Below are 21,857 nucleotides of genomic sequence, written 5' to 3' on the forward strand. Positions count from 1 at the left end.
CGCACCCGCGGGGATGAACCGGTTGATTTTCGCATCATGCCCCCATTACGCCACTGTTCCCCGCACCCGCGGGGATGAACCGTTCACCATCCACGGCCCCGGGGAATATATCGGCTGTTCCCCGCACCCGCGGGGATGAACCGCCGACACGCCGGCCAGGAGCGCGACCGGGGAGCTGTTCCCCGCACCCGCGGGGATGAACCGCTGTTCGACGCGCTGGGAGAGTTGCCAGTGCACTGTTCCCCGCACCCGCGGGGATGAACCGCGACATGAAAATAAACATTTACCTTTATCCTTCTGTTCCCCGCACCCGCGGGGATGAACCGGGAACTTGATCGTATGTTGGAAAACCGCAACACTGTTCCCCGCACCCGCGGGGATGAACCGGATCCTTTCAAATGACCGAGAGGCAGCTAGCACTGTTCCCCGCACCCGCGGGGATGAACCGGAGGCATCATAACTTCCCCCTCTCCCCCACACCTGTTCCCCGCACCCGCGGGGATGAACCGGCGTTTTCGGAGGTTTCGTCGGCGGCTGAATACTGTTCCCCGCACCCGCGGGGATGAACCGACGGCAGCATCAACTCGCTGGCTCACCATATCCTGTTCCCCGCACCCGCGGGGATGAACCGAGGCCGAACAGCTCACCACCCTGGAAGAAGAACTGTTCCCCGCACCCGCGGGGATGAACCGATGATCAACTCCCGAAGGCTGTCTGCAGACAACTGTTCCCCGCACCCGCGGGGATGAACCCACTGGGGTCGCCGCTGCAGTGAGCACGTTTTACTGTTCCCCGCACCCGCGGGGATGAACCGGCTGTTATTTGCATGGCAGCATGGGCAACGATCTGTTCCCCGCACCCGCGGGGATGAACCGGAAATATTTGCCCCACCAATGGCGGCGTCACACTGTTCCCCGCACCCGCGGGGATGAACCGGAGGTCTTCATGATTGCTGCTATTGCCGCGCTCTGTTCCCCGCACCCGCGGGGATGAACCGATACAGGCAACAACAAAACAACAGGAGGATGCCTGTTCCCCGCACCCGCGGGGATGAACCGCGACATGAGGTCTTGAAAAAACGGATCATCATCTGTTCCCCGCACCCGCGGGGATGAACCGACGCGGGCCGGGCTGTTGTCGCACATGCGGCGCTGTTCCCCGCACCCGCGGGGATGAACCGGTTCTGCAATCTCTCCGTGATCAGTTTGGTTTCTGTTCCCCGCACCCGCGGGGATGAACCGCTGAAGAAATTCACCTACCCCGAGGCGGACCTCTGTTCCCCGCACCCGCGGGGATGAACCGGATTCCTGCCTTTACCTGGCCGCCATTGGTGACTGTTCCCCGCACCCGCGGGGATGAACCGATCTGGAACTCTTGAAAATCGGGGGTACGATACTGTTCCCCGCACCCGCGGGGATGAACCGCCATCCCACCGCCTCACCGTCCAGCGCGAGCACTGTTCCCCGCACCCGCGGGGATGAACCGATCAAGGAGCGGCTGATCCGCATGGTGCTGGTCTGTTCCCCGCACCCGCGGGGATGAACCGTCCGAGGCGAAGCTCTCGCTAAAAGCTATCGTCTGTTCCCCGCACCCGCGGGGATGAACCGTCCGCTCATTGTTCACCGGGCGTTGATGCCCACTGTTCCCCGCACCCGCGGGGATGAACCGTTTGATGTCAATCGTTGTTGATTTGTCTGACCCTGTTCCCCGCACCCGCGGGGATGAACCGGCGCGGGTCTGCATCGGGCGGCAGTTCCAGGCCTGTTCCCCGCACCCGCGGGGATGAACCCAGGATGCTGCCGTCATCGCGCTCTCTGGTCTCCTGTTCCCCGCACCCGCGGGGATGAACCGACCTGGCGCGAACGTCTCGCGTTCTGGTTCGGCTGTTCCCCGCACCCGCGGGGATGAACCAGGACGTTACCGTTTATGACCTGTCCGTGACTCCTGTTCCCCGCACCCGCGGGGATGAACCGCAGATCATCAACGCCGTCGCCCTCCAGGTAATCTGTTCCCCGCACCCGCGGGGATGAACCGCTGCCGAGCGTGACGGTCAAAACAGCGGGCATCTGTTCCCCGCACCCGCGGGGATGAACCGATGGCGTTCGATGCCGCCGACGGTGCGGCATCCTGTTCCCCGCACCCGCGGGGATGAACCGATCTGCAGGCACTCGTCGAGGTTGTCTGACTCCTGTTCCCCGCACCCGTGGGGATGAACCGAGGCTCATTTCTTGCCCCCTTTCTTTTTGACGCTGTTCCCCGCACCCGCGGGGATGAACCGGCCATGGAAAGACAGAACCTGGCCGTCAGGGACTGTTCCCCGCACCCGCGGGGATGAACCGTAAACGATCCTAATAAGCGGAAACCCTTGGTCGCCCCCTCACGGGGGCGCGGATTGAAACAAGCCGACAACCTGATCATCACCCCCAACGAGCCGGGAGATTACCAGAATAGCCTCGACATCAACAGCCGCCGTTGAAAACTTGATTTTCACCTCAAAACAGCGCACATTCTGCGGATGACTTCTTCCGCAACCACAGCAGCTGAGAACCGCTCCCGGCAGGGCGTCCTCCTCGGTCTCGCCGCCTACACCATCTGGGGCTCCTTCCCGATCTTCTTCAAAGCCCTGACCGGCGCCGCGCCGCTGGAAATCGTCTGTCACCGGATCTTCTGGTCGGCAGTTTTCCTCAGCCTGCTGGTTCTCCTCCGCGGCCGACTCGGCGCCATCCGCCGGACCTTCGCCGACCGGACACTGCTGCTGACGCTGTGCGGCTCGACGCTGCTGATCGCCTGCAACTGGCTGGTCTTCATCTACGCGGTGCAGGTCGGCGAGGTACTGCAGTCGAGCCTGGGCTATTTCATCACCCCGCTGCTGAGCGTGCTGCTCGGTTTCCTCTTTCTCGGCGAACGGCTCAGCCGCTGGCAGCAGCTGAGCGTGCTGCTCGCCCTGGTGGGGGTCATCTCCCTGACCGTCCAGTACGGCCGGCTGCCCTGGATCGCCCTGGTGCTGGCAGCGTCCTTCGGGCTTTACGGGCTGCTGCGCAAGATCGCCGAGGTTGACGCATTGATCGGCCTGACGGTCGAGACCCTGCTGCTGGCGCCCTTCGCCCTGGGCTTCATACTCTACCTGCTGGGCCGGCACCAGGCCGGGTTCCTGGGCGGCTCGCTGCGGCTCGACCTGCTGCTGCCCCTCTCCGGGGTGGTGACCGCCATCCCCCTGCTCTGCTTCATCGGCGCCGCCCGCCGGCTGCGCCTGGCCACCATCGGTTTTCTGCAGTACATCACTCCCAGCCTGCATTTCCTGCTGGCCGTCGGCCTCTACCGGGAGCCCTTCAACCTGGCCGAACTGGCCAGCTTTCTCTTCATCTGGGCCGGACTGGGGGTCTATTCGGGGGAAGCGCTGTGGAAGAGCCGGAGCAGAGGGGCGGCAGACTGAAGCGTTGAAGCTGACTGCAAACCGACGATAAAACCGACACCTGACTTGCCGCAAGTGCCCTCCATGGTTTAATCTATACGTTAAACCTGCGAACAGGAGCATGCCATGCCGATCACCAGCAGGGACATTGTCCCCCTCAAGGAAACCCGCGCCCGCCTGACCGAACTGGCCGAAGAGGCCTGCCAGGGCCGGGAAAAGATCATCACCCGCAATGGCAAAGCCTATGTCGCCCTGATCGATGCCCGCCGCCTCGACTATTACCACCGCCTCGAACGGGAAAACATCCACCTGACACTGCTCGAAGAGGCCGGTCGCGGTTGGGACGATGTCGAAGCGGGCAACCTCTGTTCGGTGGCAGAACTGAAAGCCCGATACGGCCGCTCAAAATGAGCCGCAGACCTATCCAGGTCACCCGCAATTTCCGTCGCAACCTGGATGAGATCGAGACCTTTTTGGCCGAGGCCGACTCTGCCCGGGCCTTCGAAGCCCTGCTGGACGATCTGTTTACCGATATCATCCCCCGGCTGGAGGTTTTTCCCGAACTCGGCAAAGACTTCCTGCAACGCCGCACATCCTCCCACGAGGCCGCAACCCTGGTCGCAACCCTGCAACAGCACCTCGACGACAACGCCGGCGTACGGGAGTTGATCCGCGGCGACTATCTCATCCTCTACGCCCGACAAGGGAACAACCTGTATCTGCTGGCGATCAAACATCATTGCCAGCTTTCCTTCGACTTTCCGGAACGATGGGAAGATTGAGACGTCCCCGCCTTCCGGCACATCCAACCTTAACCTTGTCCCCTCTCTGGCCGAAAAGATCCTGCATGCTACACTGTCTGCACAATCATCTCGCTTGGAGGCATGAACCATGAAAATTGCGATTTCCACCGGCGGCGGCGACTGCCCGGGACTGAACGCGGTGATCCGCGGGGTGGTACGTTCCGCCATCTTCCGCTACGGTTGGGAGGTGATCGGCATCCGTGACGGCCTCGACGGCCTGGTCCACGGCTGGGAACCGATCCCTCTCGGGCTCGACCAGGTCAAGGGCATCCTGTCGCGCGGCGGCACCATCATCGGCACCACCAACAAGGGCAACCCGTTCCGCTACGAGGTCGAGGAGAACGGGACCCGGGTGGTCCACGATCTCTCGGCCCGGGTCCTGGACAATTTTCGCGCAACCGGGGCCGAGGCGCTGATCATGGTCGGTGGTGACGGCACCCTCGGCATCGGCCGCCAACTGATGGATCTCGGCATCCCCTGCGTCTTTGTCCCCAAGACCATCGACTGTGACGTCGCCGCCACCGATTCGACCTTCGGCTATCACACCGCGGTCGGCATCGTCACCGAGGCCCTCGACCGCCTGCACACCACCGCCGAAAGCCACCGCCGGGCGATGGTGGTCGAGGTGATGGGGCGCTACGCCGGCTGGATCGCGCTGGAGTCGGGCATTGCCGGGTCGGCCGATGTCATCCTGCTGCCGGAAATCCCCTACGACCTCGACGCCGTCTTCAACAAGCTGGAGGGACGCAAAAAACTGGGCCGTAATTTTTCGGTGGTGGTGGTCGCCGAAGGGGCTCTGCCGAAGGAAGGCAGCCGCACCGTCGCCGTGGCGGCCGAAACCGATGGCCGCGCCGAACGGCTCGGCGGGGTCGGACAGGTGGTGGCGCAGCAGATCGAAGAGGGACTGGGGATCGAAACCCGCACCGTGGTGCTGGGACACGTGCAGCGCGGCGGCACCCCGTCCCACACCGACCGCATCCTCGGCTCACGCTTCGGGGTCGAGGCGGTGGAACTGATCCGTCGCGGCGAGTTCGGCCGCATGGTGTCGCTCAAGGGGCAGGAGATCGTCTCGGTGCCGGTCGCCGACGCGATCGACAACCTGCGACTGGTCGACCCGGACGGGCAGCTGGTCGCCACCGCCGAGGCGCTGGGGATCTGCTGCGGGCGCTGAACGGGGCGGAAAAGAAAAGGACCGCCCCGCCTTCCCGCGATACCACAGGCCTCAGGGATTCAGGTGCCACATGCTGTCTGCGCCGAACCGCTCCGCCAGCGATTTCGACTGTTCGCGTTTCGCCAGGCGTTCACGGGCCCGCGCCGGGGCCCCGGCGAAGAGGAACTTCTCCAGTTCGGTTTCCGGAATCACCTCCGGAACCATCTGCTTTTCGCCGTTGACGTCGAGGGCCACGAAGGTCAGGAAGGATGTGGCGCAGACAGTGCGTTCACCGCTCAGCATATCCTCGGCGACCACCTTGACGAACACCTCCACCGAGGTGCGGTGGGCCCAGGTGGCGAAGGCTTCGAGACAGACGGTCTGGCCGTTGCGGATCGGATGAAGAAAATCGACCGAGTCGGTGGAGGCGGTCACCACCGAGGTGCGGGCGTGGCGGGTGGCGGCAATGGCGGCGATGTCGTCGATATGGAACATCACCCGGCCGCCGAACATGGTGCCGTAGTTGTTGGTGTCCGGCGGCAGGACCAGCGAGGTCCTGATGGTCCGCGACTCGCGACAGAACTTGGCGGCTTTTCTGCTCATCATCTCGTCTCCTTTTGCGTCCCGGCGTCAGCCGTTGCCAAAACCTGAATCAGTGAGTTTCTGTTGGATGGAGAGTACAAGTGCTGGGTCTGAAAGAGGTTTCCAAAAATCTGAAGCGCACCCATAGGTTCGCTGGTGATTTTTGGGAAGCTCTGGCAGATCAATGACTTGTGCTATCCGCTGACAAGGAACTCACTGATTCAGGTAAAACCTTCGTCAGCATGGCTTCAAGCTCCTCGGCGACTGTCGCCGCGTCATCATAGGGCAGCAGAGCACTGCCGACCGGCACGACGGCGGAAGCCTCTCCCGGCTGCTGCAGCTGAATAAGCGGCTTGCCGCACCCGCAGGCCAGCCCCAGAGCCAGCATAACCTCGGGAGAACAACCGGCGAGGTCGAGGATCACCAGCCGGCAGGCATGGAGCCGCCGGCAGAGTTCGGCAAAGCCATTGCTGTCCGCCAGGAATCCTTCGGCCCTGAAACAGCGGAATCCCCGTGCCTCCAGCGCCGGTTGAATGCCCCGGCGGAAAAGCTGCTCCCCGGCCGTCCCGGCGGGAACGACGACCAGGGCCAGGTCGTCTTCGGCCGGCGGCTCAATGGGACGGCCCTCCCGGTCGCGCGAAAAAAACCGTTCCAGAGGATGCGGCCCGGCAGCTTTCTCGACAGCCTTCCGGGTCAGTTCTTCGAGCTTCTCTTCGAGATGCACGATCTGCTGCCGGATGGTCCGAACCAGTTTATCGACCGTCTCCGGACGAATAGACTTGCCGCTCGGAGAAAAATCCGCATCGGTCAACTTGAACGGCGGCGCTGAAAGAACCTGCGCCGCCTGCAGATCCTCGACCAGCCGGTTGTAGCCCTTGTTCCAGCTTGCAAACGGCCGCGGGTAAACATACTGGTTCTGCTTGCGGTAATGGCGAATCTTGCCGAGGATATAACTGAGCTGTTCAATATATCCGGAAAGCTGTTGCCGATCTGTCATGCTGCTCCTCCATCTATCTCCTCCCGGCCGAACGGGCCGGTCTGCCGGAGTGCATATACAGCATATCGGGATTCCAGGCAAGGCGCGACTTTCAACCCAAATCCACCGGCAAAAAAAATTTGACAACAACAATCTATTTGGCTATTTTGCCAAATATGAACACGCAACGCCGCCAACAACTCGAAGCCCGCGCCCGGGTCCTCAAGGCCCTGGCCCACCCCTCCCGGCTGCTGATGGTCGAAGAGCTGGAAGCCGGAGAGCGCTGCGTCTGCGACCTGCAGCAACTGGTCGGCGCCGACATGTCAACCGTGTCAAAACACCTGAGTGTATTGAAGAACGCCGGCATCGTCACCGACGACAAGCGTGGCAACCAGGTCTTCTACCGCCTGCGGGTCCCCTGCGTAACCGGTTTCTTCGACTGCATCGAGGCGGTACTGAGCGAGCAGGCAAGGTGCAGTTCGGCAGTGTGCGGAGGAAAAGGCTAAAGCGGCCACCAAGACACCAAGGACGCTTATCAACGGCGGCTAAAGGCGAAGGGCCAAAGGTCAAGGGGAAAAGCGTCAGGACCCTTAGCCTTTAGCCCTTCGCCCTTGGCCGATTTTGATTCTCCTGGCGCCTTGGCGGCAGATTAGGCTTTACGCAAGTATTTGGCAATTTGACCAATAAGGAAGCTGCTTATGGACTGGAAAAGCGAATGGAAACCGCTCGCCTGGATCATCGTCGTCTTTGCCGGCTGCTTCTTCCTGCCGGTGGAGGCGCCGCGGGTGCAGGGGGCGATCATGGAGTCGCTGCACCTGGTGAAGTGGTATGCCCGCGAACATGTGCTGCTCTGCCTGGTGCCGGCCTTCTTCATCGCCGGGGCGGTGGCGGTGTTCGTCAGCCGGCAGGCGGTGATGAAATACCTCGGCCCGAAGGCGAACAAGATGCTGGCCTACGGCGTCGCCGCGGTCTCGGGGACCATCCTCGCGGTCTGTTCCTGCACCATCCTGCCGCTGTTCGCCGGCATCTACCGGATGGGTGCGGGGCTGGGACCGGCCTGCGCCTTCCTCTACTCGGGACCGGCGATCAACATCCTCGCCATCATCCTCACCGCCCGCATTCTCGGTCCGGAGATGGGCATCGCCCGCGCCGTCGGGGCAATCCTCTTTGCCGTGGTCATCGGCCTCGCCATGCACTTCTTCTTCCGCCACGAAGAGGCGGAAAAAGCCGCCGCGGCGCCGATGATAGGTGAAGAGGACGGGAGTCGGCCGCTGTGGCAGACCAGCCTCTATTTCGCCAGCATGGTCGGCATCCTGGTCTTCGCCAACTGGGGGAAAACGAATGATCCAACCGGCCTCTGGCATGCCATCTACGCCGCCAAGTGGTGGATCACCAGCGGCTTCTCCGTTGCCCTGGCCGTCATGCTGGCGACCTGGTTCAAGCTCGGCTTCACCCGCATCCTCATCGCCGGCCTGCCGGCAGCGCTGATGGCGATCCTTCAGCCGCAGCATCCTGCCCTCGCCTTCACCTTCGGCGTCATCGGCCTGTCGGTGCTGAGCAACCTGAAAGCCACCCGGGACGGCGAAATGGGCCAGTGGTTCGAGGAAAGCTGGGATTTCACCAAGAAGATCCTGCCGCTGCTGCTGATCGGCGTGCTGATCGCCGGGGTGCTGCTCGGTCGCCCGGGGCACGAGGGCCTGATCCCGTCGACCTGGGTCGCCTCGCTGGTCGGCGGCAACTCGGTCTTTGCCAACCTCTTTGCCTCGGTGTTCGGCGCCTTCATGTACTTCGCCACCCTCACCGAAGTGCCGATCCTGCAGGGGCTGATGGGTGCCGGCATGGGCAAGGGCCCGGCGCTGGCGCTGCTGCTCGCCGGCCCCGCCCTCTCGCTGCCGAACATGCTGGTGATCCGTAGCGTGATGGGAACGAAAAAGACCATTGTCTTCGTCGCGCTGGTGATGGTGATGGCGACCCTCAGCGGACTGATTTACGGGGCGTTATTTTAAAAAACATGATTGCCACCAAGACACCAAGGACACGAAGAAAACCTTATTTTTTTGCCTTTCTTGGTGAACTTGGTGCCTTGGTGGCCTCAAGCCTGAAAAAAGGAGCAACGAAGATGAAAAAAATCCAGATCCTCGGAACCGGTTGTGCCAGGTGCCGGAAACTGGCGGCGAACACCAGGCAGGCGGCCGACAAGCTTGGCCTCGACTACGAGATGGAGAAGGTCACCGACATCAACGACATCATGAAATTTGGTCTCATGTCGTCACCGGGACTTGCAGTCGACGGCGTACTGGTGTTGTCCGGCAAGGTGCCGAGCCCGGCCGAGATCGAAAAGTTATTAGGGTGAATTCCTTGAAATCGACGAAACAAGACGGGTCGCGTCATTCAGGTCGGTTTAGAGCGTCTCTCGCCGCTGGCCGATGTCGCCATCGGCGGGCTGATCATCGGCACCATATTGACGTTGATATACATTCCAATTTTTGCATATAGTGTTGAATGGAAAATTATCGACCGGTAACACCGATGCCCGGCATGGCAGTCATTGCCGCTACCGGCCGAAAGCTCCGGAACCCGTGGAGAATGCGATGAAGAAAATGCCCGTTCTGATATGCCTGTTCCTGCTGCTCACTCCCGGCCTGCTGCCGGCAGCCGATGAAGCCGCCCTTAAAGCCGAGGCCGGCACCCTGGTCAAAACCTATGTCGCCAGGCTCAAGGGCGCGCTGCAGATGTCCATGGCGATGGGCGGTCCGGTGCGGGCGATTGACACCTGCGGCAGACAGGCACCGAAATTCGCCGCCGAGATGGAAGCCGCCAGCGGCTGGAAAATCGGCCGCACCAGCCTGCGCGCCCGCAATCCGCTCAACCACCCCGACGCCTGGGAAAAAGCAGGCATGGAGGAGTTTGAACGGCAGCACCGGGCCGGAATTCCGGTCGGCAAACTGGTCAAAAGCGAGATCGTGCAACAGGGACAACAGCGCCGCTTCCGTTTTCTCAAGGCGATTCCGACCGGCAGGCTCTGCCTGACCTGCCATGGCGACAACATCGCCCCGGAAATCCGCCGGGCACTGCGGCGCAATTATCCGCGGGATCAGGCGACCGGCTTCAAGGTCGGCGACCTGCGCGGCGCCTTCACCCTCAGCAAACCACTGGACTGAAACCTCTGTGGTCACGCCCCCCCCCCCGGCCCCCCCTGGTGATCCGGGGGGGGCCGGAACCTCAGCAAATCGATTCCCGACCATATTCCCCGTTTCCGTATCATTTTTATTCCAGCGTAAAATATGATGAAATACTATATTGACATTCATATATTGCGTTACTATATTTGTGCATATACACAAAACGAGCCCCTCGGGAATCCTGGCGGGGCGGGGAGGTCATCATGAAAATCTGTTTTCCGGTTGTTGAAAACCAGGGTCTTGAAAGCGAAGTCCACGGGCACTTTGGCTCGGCACCGCAGTTTATCGTCGTCGACACCCTGAGTCGCGAAATCCGGGCGCTGAGCAACAGTGATCAGCACCACGCTCACGGCGCCTGTCAACCGCTGAAAGCCCTCGGCGGCCAGGATGTCGACGCCATCGTCGTCGGCGGTATCGGCGCCGGCGCACTGCGGGGCCTGAACCGGGCCGGGCTGACCGTTTACCAGGCCCAGGGGGTGACGATCGCCGACAATATCACCTGTCTCGCCGAAGATGAGTTGCCGGTGCTGACTCCGGATCGGACCTGTGGCGGCCATGGTCATGGCCATGGGCACGGCGGCTGTCACCACTGATCGATGTCTTCAGGGGCACTCCGCCGGGGTGCCCCATCCCACTGGAGCGAACCATGACAGGCACTTTGAGCATGGGCGTCGCGAAACCTGAAGCGCTGATCCCGCGCGATTTTGCAGGTGACTGATGACGCCCCGCCCGAGAAAACCGAGAAAATGCTGCAGCGCCCTGAGGGAGTTCGGCACGGTGATTTTCAAACCGGCCGGAACGCCGCTGGTTGAACTGGAAAAAACCATCCTCTACCCCGATGAAACCGAAGCTGTCCATCTCTGCGACGGTCTCGGACTGACCCAGCAGCAGGCGGGAGAACGGATGGGGATTTCACGCGGTACGGTTCAGCGGCTGGTGGTCAGCGGTCGCAGGAAACTGATCGAAGCCCTGCTGGCCGGCCGGGCGATTCTGCTCACGACGGAAGAACGGGTACCAGTCGCCGTATCCCCCGAAGAAGAACACCCCTGTTGAAACTGATTACTTCCGGGGTGGATCAGAGGGACCACAGACGCGCAGCTTCTCATCTCTGCTGACTTGAAACAGCGAGACAAGCCAAGGAGTTCTTTACATCATGTCCACAGAACCCCGCACCATCCTGATCGTCGGCGGCGTTGCCGCCGGAATGAAAACGGCTTCCCGGCTGCGCCGGCTTGACTCGCAGGCCCGGATCACCGTCATCGAGCGCGGCCGGAATCTTTCCTACGGCGCCTGCGCCCTGCCCTATGTCATCGCCGAGGAGATCGCGGAACTGGATGAAGTTCGCCGCACCCCCAACGGCACCCTGCGCGATGAAACCTTCTTCGCCAGGGTCAAGGGAGTCGAAGTCCTGACCGGCTGTGAAGCGGTCGCCATCGACCGGGAACGGCAGCAGCTCCGCGTCCGGCACCTGGCCGAAGAGCGGGAGGAAGAACGGCACTACGACCAGCTGGTGCTGGCGACCGGCAGCCGGCCGATCATCCCGCCGCTGCCCGGTGTCGATCTGGAGGGCGTGCAACCATTGAAAAGGGTCGAGGACGCTGCCGCCATCCTCGACCGGTTGCAGCCGGGTGCCCGGGCGGTGATCGTCGGCGGCGGGCTGATCGGCCTGGAAATGGCGGAAGCCCTTCGCGCCCGGCAGCTGGAAGTACGGCTGCTGGAAATGCAGCCGCAGGTTCTGTCCGGCATTCTCGATGCCGACCTGGCGGAGCAGGTCCATCGCGCCCTGCGCCGAAACGGCGTCGACCTGCATCTCGGAGAAGCCCTGCAGGCCATCGAAGGGGAAGACGGCCGTGCCGTACGGGTCCGTACCGTGGCCGGCAGCTACCCCGCCGAGCTGGTGATTCTCGCCCTGGGGGTGACGCCGAACGTCGAACTGGCGCGGGAGTCCGGCCTGGAAATCGGCATCAGCGGCGCCATCGCGGTCAACGAACATCTGCAGACCAGTGACCCGGCGATTTACGCCGCCGGCGACTGTGTCGAGAGCCGTCACCTGATCAACGGCCATCCACTTTACCTGCCCCTCGGCTCCACCGCCAACAAGCACGGTCGGGTGGTTGCCGACAGCCTCTGCGCCCGGACAACCTATTTCCCCGGCATCCTCGGCAGCCTGCTGGTCAAGGTTTTCGACCTCAATGTCGGCCGCACCGGCTTCTCGGAACAACAGGCGCGCGAGGCGGGGTTCGACCCGGTCAGTATTCTCGCCCCCTCACCGGACCGGGTTCATTCGATGCCGTCCGCCCGCCCGATCCTGACCCGTCTGACCGTCGATCGCGCCAGCCGTCGCCTGCTGGGTGCGCAGATCGTCGGACCGGGAGAGGTCGCCAAACGGATCGACGTGGTCGCCACCGCCCTCAGTTTCGGTGCCGGCCTCAACCGCTTTGCCCAGCTCGACCTCGGCTACGCGCCTCCCTTTTCCGGCGCCATGGATCCGCTGCACCAGGCGGCCAACGCCCTGCGCAACAAGCTCGACGGCCTGGCCGACAGCCTCAGTTCCCTGCAGCTGCGGCAGCGTCTCGACGCCGGAGAGGAGATCCTGCTACTCGACGTGCGTTCTCCGGATGAATACGCCGACGTACGCATCCCCGGCGCCACCCTGCTGCCTCTCGGCCGGTTGCGCTCCGAAACGGCGGAGCTGCCGAACGACAGGCTGATCGTTCCCTTCTGCAAAATCAGCCTGCGCGGCTACGAAGCAACCCGCATCCTGCTGGCGGCCGGATTCGAGAAGGTCGCCTACCTCGAAGGCGGGATCCTCGGCTGGCCGTTTGAACTGGAGCGGGGTCAGGGGTAGAGAAATACCGTAGTCTGAAACCGGGGGGGACATTTCCTCCGATCCCGAATCAACGTCGAGCAAAAAAAATCCCCGTCGACACCACTGACGGTGCCGACGGGGATTTTCATTCAGCAGATAGAGTCCGCCCGCTACTTGCTACTTGCCTTTTTCCATCATGTACTCGACCGCCGCCTTGACCTCGGCGTCACTCAGTTCGGAATGGCCGCCTTTAGCCGGCATGGCGCCCTTGCCTTTGATGGCAACCCCGGTCAAGTCATCCACGCCCCTGGCATTACGCTCTTTCCAGGCCGCCTTATTGCCCAGCTGGGGAGCGCCGGCAATGCCGGTATTGTGACAGACACTGCAGGCCTTCTGGTATATTGCCTCCCCGTTCGGCGCGGCAAAACCGGCAACCGGAAGCATCAGGGTCATCGCGGCAACAAGCAACAGAATCAGTTTTTTCATCGTAGCAGCTCCTTGGTTATGTCCTGAATCAGACATCTGGCTTCAACTGTTCACAAGGATACTGCAGAAGTTCTGCTTGGCAAGCCTGATCACTGGGGACGAGAGAAGACAGATGTGTAAAACCTTGCCTTAAAACAGCAGCTCAATTCTTCTCCGTCTCAACCAAAACCTCTTCAATTTCAACTTCGCCAGCATCATTCAAACCTTTTTTAAAGTTACTGATACCTTTACCGAGCGCGCCCCCCACCTGCGGCAGTTTGCCGGCACCGAAAATAACCAGCACGATGGCCATGATGATCATCAACTCCGTGGTTCCCATTCCAAACATTCTTTACTCCCGGAAAAGGGCGGTGGAGCCAATGCCCCACCGCCCGGGTTATCGGTTTTCTCAAACGGGAACGACCTTGACCCTGGTACCGAAGAAAGCTGAGGAAGCGCCAATCGGGTCGGTCAGACACATATCACCAAGCGCCGGGTCAATGCGCATCGCCGCGTTGGGACAAAGTCCCTTGCCGCGCCGCTGGTCGCCCTTGACCACCTTGCCGTCGACCTTGACGTCGTTGGCTCCATAAGCCCAGTGACCACAGGACCAGGAAACCGCCACCACGCCGGGACGAACACCTTCGATCACCTTGACCTTGCCGCCGACCGGGCGATCAAGGCCATGACCGATGTTCCACATCCCGTCCGGATTACTGGCTGAGAGAATCTTGGCCTCGCTGCCATCCTTGAGGCCCAGCTTCCTGGCGTCTCGCGAATTCAGCAGGATATAATTCTCGGCCAGTTCACGGCCCTGCGCCCAGTAATTGCCGATGGTCCGGGACTGGCCGCCGACGATGTCCTTGTAGGTAATCAGGGTCATATCGTAGCCGGCATCCTTGACCTCCCGGCCGTGGAAATCGAGTACCGGCTCAGAAATCGGCAGGCCGTTGAAGCGTTTGCCGGTGCCGGGGTGCCTGGCGAGGGCGACTTTTTCGCTGTAGATGTTGAACTGGTTCTTGAACTGGTGGTGCACCTTGTCGCCCTTGTAGGCGTGTTCGGCATCCTCAAAACGGCCACCGCGATTGAGTACGGTGATGGTGCGCAGAAACATGTCGTCGCCGAGGAACTTGCGCCAGCGCTTGGGATCGTAGGCATAGCCGTGCAGGTGCTTGCGCGCCTTGCTGAAGATCGCCTGCTCCTCGCGACCGGCAGCCGGCACCTCGGTCCCCGGCTTGTCCCCCTTGGCGAGGTTGGCCGCCATGCGGACAAACCAGTCGTCGGCACGCTCCAGCGGCTGTCCCTTGCCGAAACCGTCCCTGCCGTGGTTGGGCAGGCCCAGCTTCTCGGCAATCGCCAACAGCAGCGTCTCCATTCCCAGCGGCTGCTTGACACCGAAGACTTCAACCTCCTCGGTCATCGCCTGCACCATCGGCTGGCGCACCTTGGAAACCGCCGTCAACAGGTCGGGAGTCGCGTGCGGGGTGCCCCAACGCTCCCAGATGGCGGTGTCGGGGAAGATGTAATCGGCATACATGGAGGTTTCGCCGATGACGATGTCCGATGCGAACAACAGTGGAATCTTATTGAGATCCTGCAGGATCTCGATGTTCTTGTTGGCACCGGGGGTGGTCAGCGCCGGGCTGCCCTTGTGAATCATCAGGGCATCGATGGTGTAGGGATAGCCCATCGCCGCAGACGGGATGATCTCCTGGTAGACGTTGCCGGAAAAGGGGTACCAGCAGCGCTTGGCTGGATAACCGGAGAAGAGGGTCGAGTCCTCGTACTTGTGCTTCTCGCGGGTCAGGGTGACGCCGAAGGACTTCATCTTGTCGGCATACAGTTTCTTGATGTTGTACGGCCCGTTCTTGCTGCCGTCCTCGTGCCAGTGACCGCCGCCGGCCTGCAGGCCGCCCTTCCAGTCGGCGTTGCCGATCAGCACGTTGAGAGCGATCACCGCGCGGGCGTTGTAGAAGCCGTTGGTGTGCTGCACCGGACCGCGGTAGAGTTCGGCCACCGCCTGCTTGCCGTAGGAGGTGAAATCCTTCGCGGCGCGGGCGATATCGGCCTCGGCGATGCCGCACACAACACCCCACTGGGCGACGCTCTTGCTGCGGGCCATTTCGGTCAGCAGGGTGAAGGCGCTCTTGACCCTGATCCCCTTGACCTTGCCGTCGAACTCCAGGTCGCCGTAAATCGCCTTGCCCTTGTGGACATCGACCGCAACCGGCTTGCCGCCGACCATGGCGACAAACTCTTCTTTGCTGCCGAGTCCGACATCACTGGCCCGCAGCAGGGCGCCCGGGCCATCCTTCTCAATCTTCACCAGATGGCTGGCGTTGCTCCAGGTGGTCTCCTTGACCGCGTTGGCGGCCGCCTTGTTGGCACAGGAGAGGTACTGCTTGTCATAACGCTTGTTGTCGATAATCCAGCGGATCATGCCGTAGGCCAGGGCGGCATCAGTGCCTGGCTTGAGCGGCAACCACTGCTCGGCTTTGGCCGCGGTCTTGGAGAAACGCGGGTCGGCGACGGCGATTTTCAGTGTGCCGTCGGCGATCCCCTGGGTAACCTTGCGCGCCAGGTTGGTGGGACCGAAGTTGGCCTCGAAGGCGCCGGTACCAAAGTAGAGGATGTACTTCGAGTTATAGATGTCGGGCTTCATGTGGTGCTTGCCCTTGCCCCATTTGCCCTTGTCCCACTTGCGGGTGAATTCATTGTAGCCGATGTGGTGGGACTGCTCGCAGATGCTGGTGTGCTCGTACCAGTTGACCGAACCGAAGCTGTCCTTCTGCCAGCGTTTGGAGAATTCCTTGCGGCCGTGCTCGATACGGCCGTTCTGGATCACGAACCTGTTGTTCTTCGGTCCCAGGTCAGGATGGTCGGGATCAATCAGGGTGTCGAGATACCGGGCGTACTTCTTCTTGAAGGCGGCGACCGTCATCTTCTGCTTGCCGACCGCGGCGGCATCCTTGGCCATCGCCTTGGCAACCTTGCTGTCGCGCAGGGCATAGATGTCCTTCAGACCCTTGACGACACGGTTCTCTTCGCCCGGTACATGCTTGAACAGCTTGCCGCCGTTGACGATCTCGCTGACCGCCTGGTCAAAGGAGACCACCTGCCACTTGTTCTCGCCACGCTTGCCGTAACGCTTGAGGACCTTGACGATGCGGTAGGGGTCATACAGTGACTGGATACCGGCCTGCCCCTTGGGGCAGAGATGGCCGTCAACCTTGGCCGCCTCTTTCGGACCGGTCAGGTAGGGCAGATGCGGGCTCATGGTCATGGCGCTGTAGGGATTGCCGTCAATCTTGACCAGCACGCCGTTAAGAATCTTGCCTTTGATATTGCAGGCGGTGTGACACTGCAGGCAGGCACCGTAGATGATGTGCTCGGCCTTGCCGAGGTCATACATCTCCGCGGCGCTGAGTGTGCCGGCCTCGGCCTTGCGCACCATGCCGAGAGCCCATTCCATCTGTGAGGCAAACAGCAAGGAACCACCGAGAAAAGCGCTGCACTTGAGGAAACCGCGGCGGGACACCCCTTTTTCGTCCTGGATTTCCGCTTGAGCGGCAATGTCTTTGATCTTGTCCTTTTTCATTGTCGCCCTCCTTATTCGTGGCATTTGGCGCAACTGTAAGCATCAGCGCCCAGGTACTTGGTGGTCGGTTTGGTGCCGAGATCGGCCTGGAAGATATAAATTCCCTTCTCCCTGGCCATCTTCGCCACCAGCGACTTCGGGTCGTTCAGGTCGCCGAAATAATTGGCTTCCCCGATACAGGTCGACACGCAGGCCGGCAGCATCCCGGCCTCGACCCGGTGCAGGCAGTAATGACACTTGCGATTCTTGCCGATCTTGCCCTTGCGCCCGGACTTGTCACCATACTCGAAGGTCGCGGCATCCTCGTAAGCCTCGCGTTTAGGAGTCCCGTCAGTATAGTAGTCGCCCTTGTCAACCGACATCACGCCGTAGGGACAGGCCGCGGCGACCTTGGGATCGCCGGTGTTCCTGGCGTAGTCGATGCGCACCACGCCGTCCTTGCCCTGGGTCACCGAGCCGTCCTTACAGGCCTTGACGCAGGGAGCATTGGCGCACTGCATGCACTGGTTGGGCATGAAGAAGTGCTGGACATTTGGGTACTCACCGTCCTCGGCATCCTTGACAAACCGGTAGGCGACCCCTTCGGGAGTCTTGTTTTCGGATTTGCAGGCGACGGTGCAGGCGTGACAGCCGACACACTTGCGAATGTCGATGATCATAGCCCAGTGCCGTTGCTCGGGCGGTTTGGCCAGGGCACGCTGGATATCGGCGCGCATCTGCTCCAATACGGACTGCTCACTCATGGATGACCTCCTGGATGAGGATGTTGAGGTTGGGCCGGTTGGCCTGTACGTAAATCCCGCCGGTCATGAACCGACTGAGTTAAAGAAATCCAAACAAGAGCAAGAAATAGCAGGCAGTGTGCCAACGACAACAAGCCGCAACGAACGGCTTTCCGAGCAAAAAAAAACCCACGATTGTTACCTTTCGGTAGCACCCGCGGGACCCTGTCGCAGTTTTTCCTGAAATATCAGTCTATTGACTGTCTTTCATCATATGTTACCGGTTGGTAACGCCTGTCCATTCTCGTAGTTTTTCCCAGAGATTTTTCCGCGAGATCCCGAGCCGCCGGGCGGCGGCAGTACGATTTCCCCCCTCTTCCTCCAGCACCCGCCGGATAAAGCGCTCCTCGAACTGCTGGATCGCCTGCCTCAGCGTCTGGTCGGTGCGGAATCCCTGCACCAGCTCACTGCCGGCGCCGCGGTCGGATCCGCAGATTTCGGCCGGAAGTTGCGCCGGACGGATCGTCTCGCCTGGACAGAGGACCTGCAACCGTTCGAGAAGATTGCGCAATTCCCGGACATTGCCGGGAAAACGGTAGCGCTCCAGCAATTGCAGGGCGGCCGGGTCAAAACTGATCGGCGGCTGCCGATACTGGCCGGCAATCTGGCCGACAATCTGCCCGATCAACGGTACCAGGTCTTCGGGACGCTCACGCAGAGACGGCACTTTGAGCGGCACGACATTGAGCCGGTAGTAGAAATCCTCGCGCATCCGCCCCTCGGCAAGAAGCTGTTCCAGGTTCTGGTGTGTGGCGGCGATAAGACGGAAATCGACATCAATCTCCTTTTCGCTGCCGAGACGACGCAGCTGTTTTTCCTGCAGCACCCGCAACAGCTTGACCTGCATCGCCAGAGGGATTTCGCCGATCTCATCAAGAAACAGGGTTCCTCCCTCTGCCTGCTCAAGCAGCCCGATATGGGCCTTCTGGGCACCGGTGAATGCGCCTTTTTCATAGCCGAACAATTCACCTTCAAGCAGAGTCTCCGGAATCGCCGCGCAATTGACCCGCACCAGGGGCTTTCCGGAACGTTGGCTGTGGCGGTGCAGATATTCCGCCAGGCGTTCCTTGCCGACCCCGCTCTCCCCAAGCAGCAGCACCGTGGCATCGGTCGGCGCCGCAGCCCGGCAGGCGCCGAGCAGTTTCTGGAACAGCGGAGAAGCGCTGGCCAACTGGACCGGTCCCTCTTCCCGCAGGGCGAGGTTCTCGGCCTTCAACTGCTGCAGGTGGAATGCCCGCTCCATCTTCATCAGCAGCAGTTCGGTACGAAACGGCTTGGCCAGGTAATCGTGGGCGCCCTCGCGCATGGCGGCGACCGCATCCTCCACTGTGGCCTGCCCGGTCATCAGCAGCACGCAACAGTCGGGCTGCCGCTGCCGCAATTCGCGCAGCAGCTCCAGCCCCGACAAGTCGGGCAGGCGGATGTCGATCAGGGCCACCGGGAAAACCTGCCGGCAGAGCAGATCAAGAGCCTGTTGACCGGTCTCGGCGGCCGTCACCCGGTATTCGGCGTCGCTCAGATTCTCCGCCAGCAGCAGGCGGTGGGTTGGATCATCTTCGACCAGCAGCAGGTTCCTGTTCACGCTCAGCTCTCTTCCGGGATCGGGGCACCATCGGGCAGTTCTTCAATCAACGGGATTCTGACCAGGAAAGTGGCGCCGGAGATCTCGTTGTCCAGCAGTTCCAGACTGCCGTGGTGCCGTTCAACGATACTGCGGCAGATCGCCAGCCCGATGCCGGTGCCCTTGCCGGGTTCCTTGGTGGTGTAAAAGAGTTCGAAAATTTTCTGCTTCGCGCCCGGCGGCAATCCGGGACCGTTATCCTTGATCTGGATGCAGTAGTCATTGTCGGCGTCGTAGACCAGCATTTCAACCCGTCCGCCGTCCGTCGGGGCGGCCTCCTGCACTGCATCCGCGGCGTTGAGAGACAGGTTGAGTACCACCTGGTAGAGTTTGTCGCGATCAATCCAGAGGGATTGCCGCCGACAGAGATTACGGCTCTGGTAGTCAATCCCCAGGGGCCGCAGCACCATGCGGACAAAGCCATCGATTTCGCCGAAGAAAGCCTCGCTGTCAACTTCCTCGCGTTCCAGCCGCCCGGCCCTGGCCAGGTCCAGCAACTGGCGAACAATCCCGCCGATGCGATCGACTTCTTTCTGCACCAGCTCGATGTAGGGCAGGGTCTCGTCACTGCTGCGCCGGCGGATGCGGAACAGCGCCCCCTCGATACCGGCCAGGGGATTGTTGATCTCGTGCGCCACCCCGGAAACCAGCTTGCCGACCGTCGCCAGCCGCTCATTGTCGAGCAGCCGCTCCAGGGTCCGGTTACGCTCCTCCTCAGCCTGATTGAGCCGCCCAAGCAGGCGGGCGAAGCTCTGCTGCAACTGGCCGATTTCGTCACGACGCCCGGCCTGGGGCGTAAACTCATGGGTCAGGTCGGGGACCTTTTCCATGTCTCCGGCCAGGGCAATCAGCGGCCGGCTGAGACGGTTGCCGATCAGGGTAAAGGCTGCCATAGCGCCGAATGCGAACAGCAGGGTGAAACTGAAAATCCGTCCCTGCAGCAGGCGCAGTTCCTGTTGCAACGGCTGCAGGGAAACTCCGAGCCGCAGGCACCCCCAACGCTTGCCGGAAATCGCCAGCGGCATGCCAAAATCGAGCAGCGGCCCCTTGCTGTTTTTACCCTGCCGAATAACCAGACCGTCCGCGGCCAGAACCGTAAGGGTGATCTCATCCTGGTAGATCTTGCCGTACTCGGAAAGAACATTATGCGCCAGAACCTTGCCGTGCTGATCCGTCACCAGAGCGTAAAGAGGATGGAGTCGCGGGTTGGCCATGATGTCGGCCACAAAGTTATCGAGCAACCCGCCCTCTTCAATAATCCCCAGTTCCTCGTAGAGCAGGGCATTGATGATCGGGATCGACATCGAGGAAACCAGCATTTCCCCCTCACGTTCAATTCGATCCCAGAGCAGGGCCTGCTCACGCTGCCAGGTCCAGAACCCCCAGACTCCGGAAAAAACCAGGGTCAACAACAGGGCGATCAGCATGAAGCGGGTACGCAGGCTGACAAATCGAAACGGATTCAATGGCATCGCCGACCGCAACCTCCCGGGACATCTTCCATCATCTTGAATATCGGCGCGTAATCCTCGGCGCTGGCAGCAACGAAGCCATTGCGGAACTCGGGGTCCCAATCATGCATCCTCTTGATCATCTTCGGATCACCGGGGTCGATCGCCAGCAGGACCTTGCGTACAGCCGCAATCAGAGCCGGTTCAGCATCCGGTCGGGCGACAATCGGCACCGACGGAATCGGCTCCGATTCGGCGATCAGTTTCAAACCATGAGGCTGGTAACGATAGGCGACCACATCCTTGACCGCGCCGGCAGCGACCTTCCCCTTAAGTACCGCCTTGGCGACCGCAGTATGGGTTTCAAGGTTTTCAAAGCGGCCGAAGTCAAACAAGGTGACGCCGTGGCGGTAGAGAAACAACCGGGGGATGAGATTCCCAGAAGTCGAATGGAGATTGCCGAATGCGAAACTCCTGCCTTTCAGGTCGGTCAGCGAGTTCACCCCGGAATCTTTGCGGGTGATGATGATGCTGCGGTACTCAGCCCGCCCGAGCTTGTTCAGGGGCCGAACAATCGGGAGTGCGCCGAACCCCTGGTTGGCCTCGAAGAAGGTCACATCGCCGAGCGAGGCGAGTTGGACCGTCCCGCTTTTCAACAGTTGGACCGCTTCTTCGTAGTCGCGGGCCAGTTTCAATTCGAAATGATAGGGAGTCTGTTCACTGAGGTAGTCCATGATCGGCTGATAGTTCCGATACATGACCATCGGGTTGTAACGCGGAATCACCCCGAAATACACCTGCGGCTTATTATCCATCCCCCTTTCAAGGGCGAAACAGGGTACTGGCAACAGACATAACAGCAAACAGACACCCAGAATGATGCGCATCAATCGAACCCTTTCGGTAACCCCCATCTGAAGAAATACCCGCCGAATTGCCCCTCTCGAATACCTAGCAATAACCGGGCCGTAGACACACGTCCCTTCCCGGCAATATAGAAAAACACCACTCTCCAGCATCCCGGGA

Annotated in this window: 20 protein-coding genes and 1 CRISPR repeat array (1 of these 21 only partly in view); of the genes, 11 read left to right on the forward strand and 9 right to left on the reverse strand. The window is 61.3% G+C overall.

What is annotated here, in order from left to right; genetic code table 11:
• A CRISPR array of direct repeats spans positions 1-2,339; the repeat unit is 29 nt; unit sequence CTGTTCCCCGCACCCGCGGGGATGAACCG; it begins 3,302 nt to the left of the window's first position.
• A 176-nt stretch (positions 2,340-2,515) separates the two neighbouring features.
• The 4 genes from rarD to B5V00_RS10515 all read left to right on the forward strand — a co-directional run bounded on the left by rarD (position 2,516) and on the right by B5V00_RS10515 (position 5,386).
• Positions 2,516-3,433: an EamA family transporter RarD gene (gene rarD, locus B5V00_RS10500; RefSeq protein ID WP_085010743.1), complete on the forward strand. Its 918-nt coding sequence runs from the start codon at positions 2,516-2,518 to the stop codon at positions 3,431-3,433.
• Positions 3,434-3,538: 105 nt separating this feature from the next.
• A complete protein-coding gene (locus B5V00_RS10505; protein WP_085010744.1) occupies positions 3,539-3,823 on the forward strand; it encodes a type II toxin-antitoxin system Phd/YefM family antitoxin in 285 nt (94 codons plus the stop codon).
• Entirely contained in the window at positions 3,820-4,194 is a 375-nt protein-coding gene (locus B5V00_RS10510) for a type II toxin-antitoxin system RelE/ParE family toxin (RefSeq protein ID WP_085010745.1), read from the forward strand. Before B5V00_RS10505 ends, B5V00_RS10510 begins: the two co-directional genes overlap by 4 nt.
• A 109-nt stretch (positions 4,195-4,303) precedes the next feature.
• On the forward strand, positions 4,304-5,386 hold the full coding sequence (locus B5V00_RS10515; protein ID WP_085010746.1) for a 6-phosphofructokinase: 1,083 nt from the start codon (positions 4,304-4,306) through the stop codon (positions 5,384-5,386).
• Between the two features lie 51 nt (positions 5,387-5,437).
• Here B5V00_RS10515 and B5V00_RS10520 read toward each other — a convergent pair whose 3' ends face one another.
• The gene (locus B5V00_RS10520) at positions 5,438-5,968 is read right to left on the reverse strand and encodes an acyl-CoA thioesterase (protein ID WP_085010747.1); all 531 of its coding nucleotides are present in this window, start codon (positions 5,966-5,968) and stop codon (positions 5,438-5,440) included.
• A gap of 160 nt (positions 5,969-6,128) precedes the next feature.
• The gene (locus B5V00_RS10525; protein WP_085010748.1) at positions 6,129-6,944 is read right to left on the reverse strand and encodes a hypothetical protein; all 816 of its coding nucleotides are present in this window, start codon (positions 6,942-6,944) and stop codon (positions 6,129-6,131) included.
• Positions 6,945-7,099: 155 nt separating this feature from the next.
• Here B5V00_RS10525 and B5V00_RS10530 point away from each other — a divergent pair, with 155 nt between their 5' ends.
• The 7 genes from B5V00_RS10530 (at position 7,100) to B5V00_RS10560 (ending at position 12,953) form a co-directional block, all read left to right on the forward strand.
• Complete coding sequence (locus B5V00_RS10530; RefSeq protein ID WP_085010749.1) at positions 7,100-7,429, forward strand: ArsR/SmtB family transcription factor; 330 nt, start codon at positions 7,100-7,102, stop codon at positions 7,427-7,429.
• Positions 7,430-7,621: 192 nt separating this feature from the next.
• Positions 7,622-8,929 (forward strand): permease, encoded by a 1,308-nt coding sequence (locus tag B5V00_RS10535; protein ID WP_085010750.1) that lies wholly within the window; start codon positions 7,622-7,624, stop codon positions 8,927-8,929.
• 113 nt (positions 8,930-9,042) lie between these two features.
• The gene (locus B5V00_RS10540) at positions 9,043-9,276 is read left to right on the forward strand and encodes a thioredoxin family protein (RefSeq protein WP_085010751.1); all 234 of its coding nucleotides are present in this window, start codon (positions 9,043-9,045) and stop codon (positions 9,274-9,276) included.
• Positions 9,277-9,514: 238 nt separating this feature from the next.
• A complete protein-coding gene (locus B5V00_RS10545) occupies positions 9,515-10,084 on the forward strand; it encodes a Tll0287-like domain-containing protein (protein ID WP_085010752.1) in 570 nt (189 codons plus the stop codon).
• Between the two features lie 224 nt (positions 10,085-10,308).
• On the forward strand, positions 10,309-10,698 hold the full coding sequence (locus tag B5V00_RS10550) for a NifB/NifX family molybdenum-iron cluster-binding protein (protein ID WP_085010753.1): 390 nt from the start codon (positions 10,309-10,311) through the stop codon (positions 10,696-10,698).
• Between the two features lie 124 nt (positions 10,699-10,822).
• Entirely contained in the window at positions 10,823-11,158 is a 336-nt protein-coding gene (locus B5V00_RS10555; protein ID WP_085010754.1) for a DUF134 domain-containing protein, read from the forward strand.
• A 100-nt stretch (positions 11,159-11,258) separates the two neighbouring features.
• Positions 11,259-12,953, forward strand: a complete 1,695-nt coding sequence (locus B5V00_RS10560; RefSeq protein WP_085010755.1) for an FAD-dependent oxidoreductase — start codon at positions 11,259-11,261, stop codon at positions 12,951-12,953.
• 138 nt (positions 12,954-13,091) lie between these two features.
• Here B5V00_RS10560 and B5V00_RS10565 read toward each other — a convergent pair whose 3' ends face one another.
• The 7 genes from B5V00_RS10565 to phnD all read right to left on the reverse strand — a co-directional run bounded on the left by B5V00_RS10565 (position 13,092) and on the right by phnD (position 21,646).
• On the reverse strand, positions 13,092-13,400 hold the full coding sequence (locus B5V00_RS10565; protein WP_085010756.1) for a c-type cytochrome: 309 nt from the start codon (positions 13,398-13,400) through the stop codon (positions 13,092-13,094).
• A 142-nt stretch (positions 13,401-13,542) separates the two neighbouring features.
• Positions 13,543-13,728: a twin-arginine translocase TatA/TatE family subunit gene (locus B5V00_RS10570; protein ID WP_085010757.1), complete on the reverse strand. Its 186-nt coding sequence runs from the start codon at positions 13,726-13,728 to the stop codon at positions 13,543-13,545.
• A gap of 60 nt (positions 13,729-13,788) precedes the next feature.
• On the reverse strand, positions 13,789-16,977 hold the full coding sequence (locus B5V00_RS10575; RefSeq protein WP_085010758.1) for a molybdopterin-dependent oxidoreductase: 3,189 nt from the start codon (positions 16,975-16,977) through the stop codon (positions 13,789-13,791).
• Positions 16,978-16,988: 11 nt separating this feature from the next.
• Entirely contained in the window at positions 16,989-17,720 is a 732-nt protein-coding gene (locus B5V00_RS10580) for a 4Fe-4S dicluster domain-containing protein (RefSeq protein ID WP_085010759.1), read from the reverse strand.
• 256 nt (positions 17,721-17,976) lie between these two features.
• Positions 17,977-19,341 carry a sigma-54-dependent transcriptional regulator gene (locus B5V00_RS10585; RefSeq protein ID WP_085010760.1) on the reverse strand — a complete coding sequence of 455 codons (1,365 nt, stop codon included), beginning with the start codon at positions 19,339-19,341 and terminating at the stop codon, positions 17,977-17,979.
• Between the two features lie 2 nt (positions 19,342-19,343).
• Positions 19,344-20,852 carry a sensor histidine kinase gene (locus B5V00_RS10590; RefSeq protein WP_085010761.1) on the reverse strand — a complete coding sequence of 503 codons (1,509 nt, stop codon included), beginning with the start codon at positions 20,850-20,852 and terminating at the stop codon, positions 19,344-19,346.
• Complete coding sequence (gene phnD / locus B5V00_RS10595) at positions 20,843-21,646, reverse strand: phosphate/phosphite/phosphonate ABC transporter substrate-binding protein (RefSeq protein WP_172399710.1); 804 nt, start codon at positions 21,644-21,646, stop codon at positions 20,843-20,845. The genes B5V00_RS10590 and phnD overlap by 10 nt, the downstream gene beginning before the upstream one ends.
• Between the last annotated feature and the right edge of the window lie 211 nt (positions 21,647-21,857).

The sequence above is a fragment of the Geothermobacter hydrogeniphilus genome (assembly GCF_002093115.1).
Taxonomy (GTDB): domain Bacteria; phylum Desulfobacterota; class Desulfuromonadia; order Desulfuromonadales; family Geothermobacteraceae; genus Geothermobacter_A; species Geothermobacter_A hydrogeniphilus.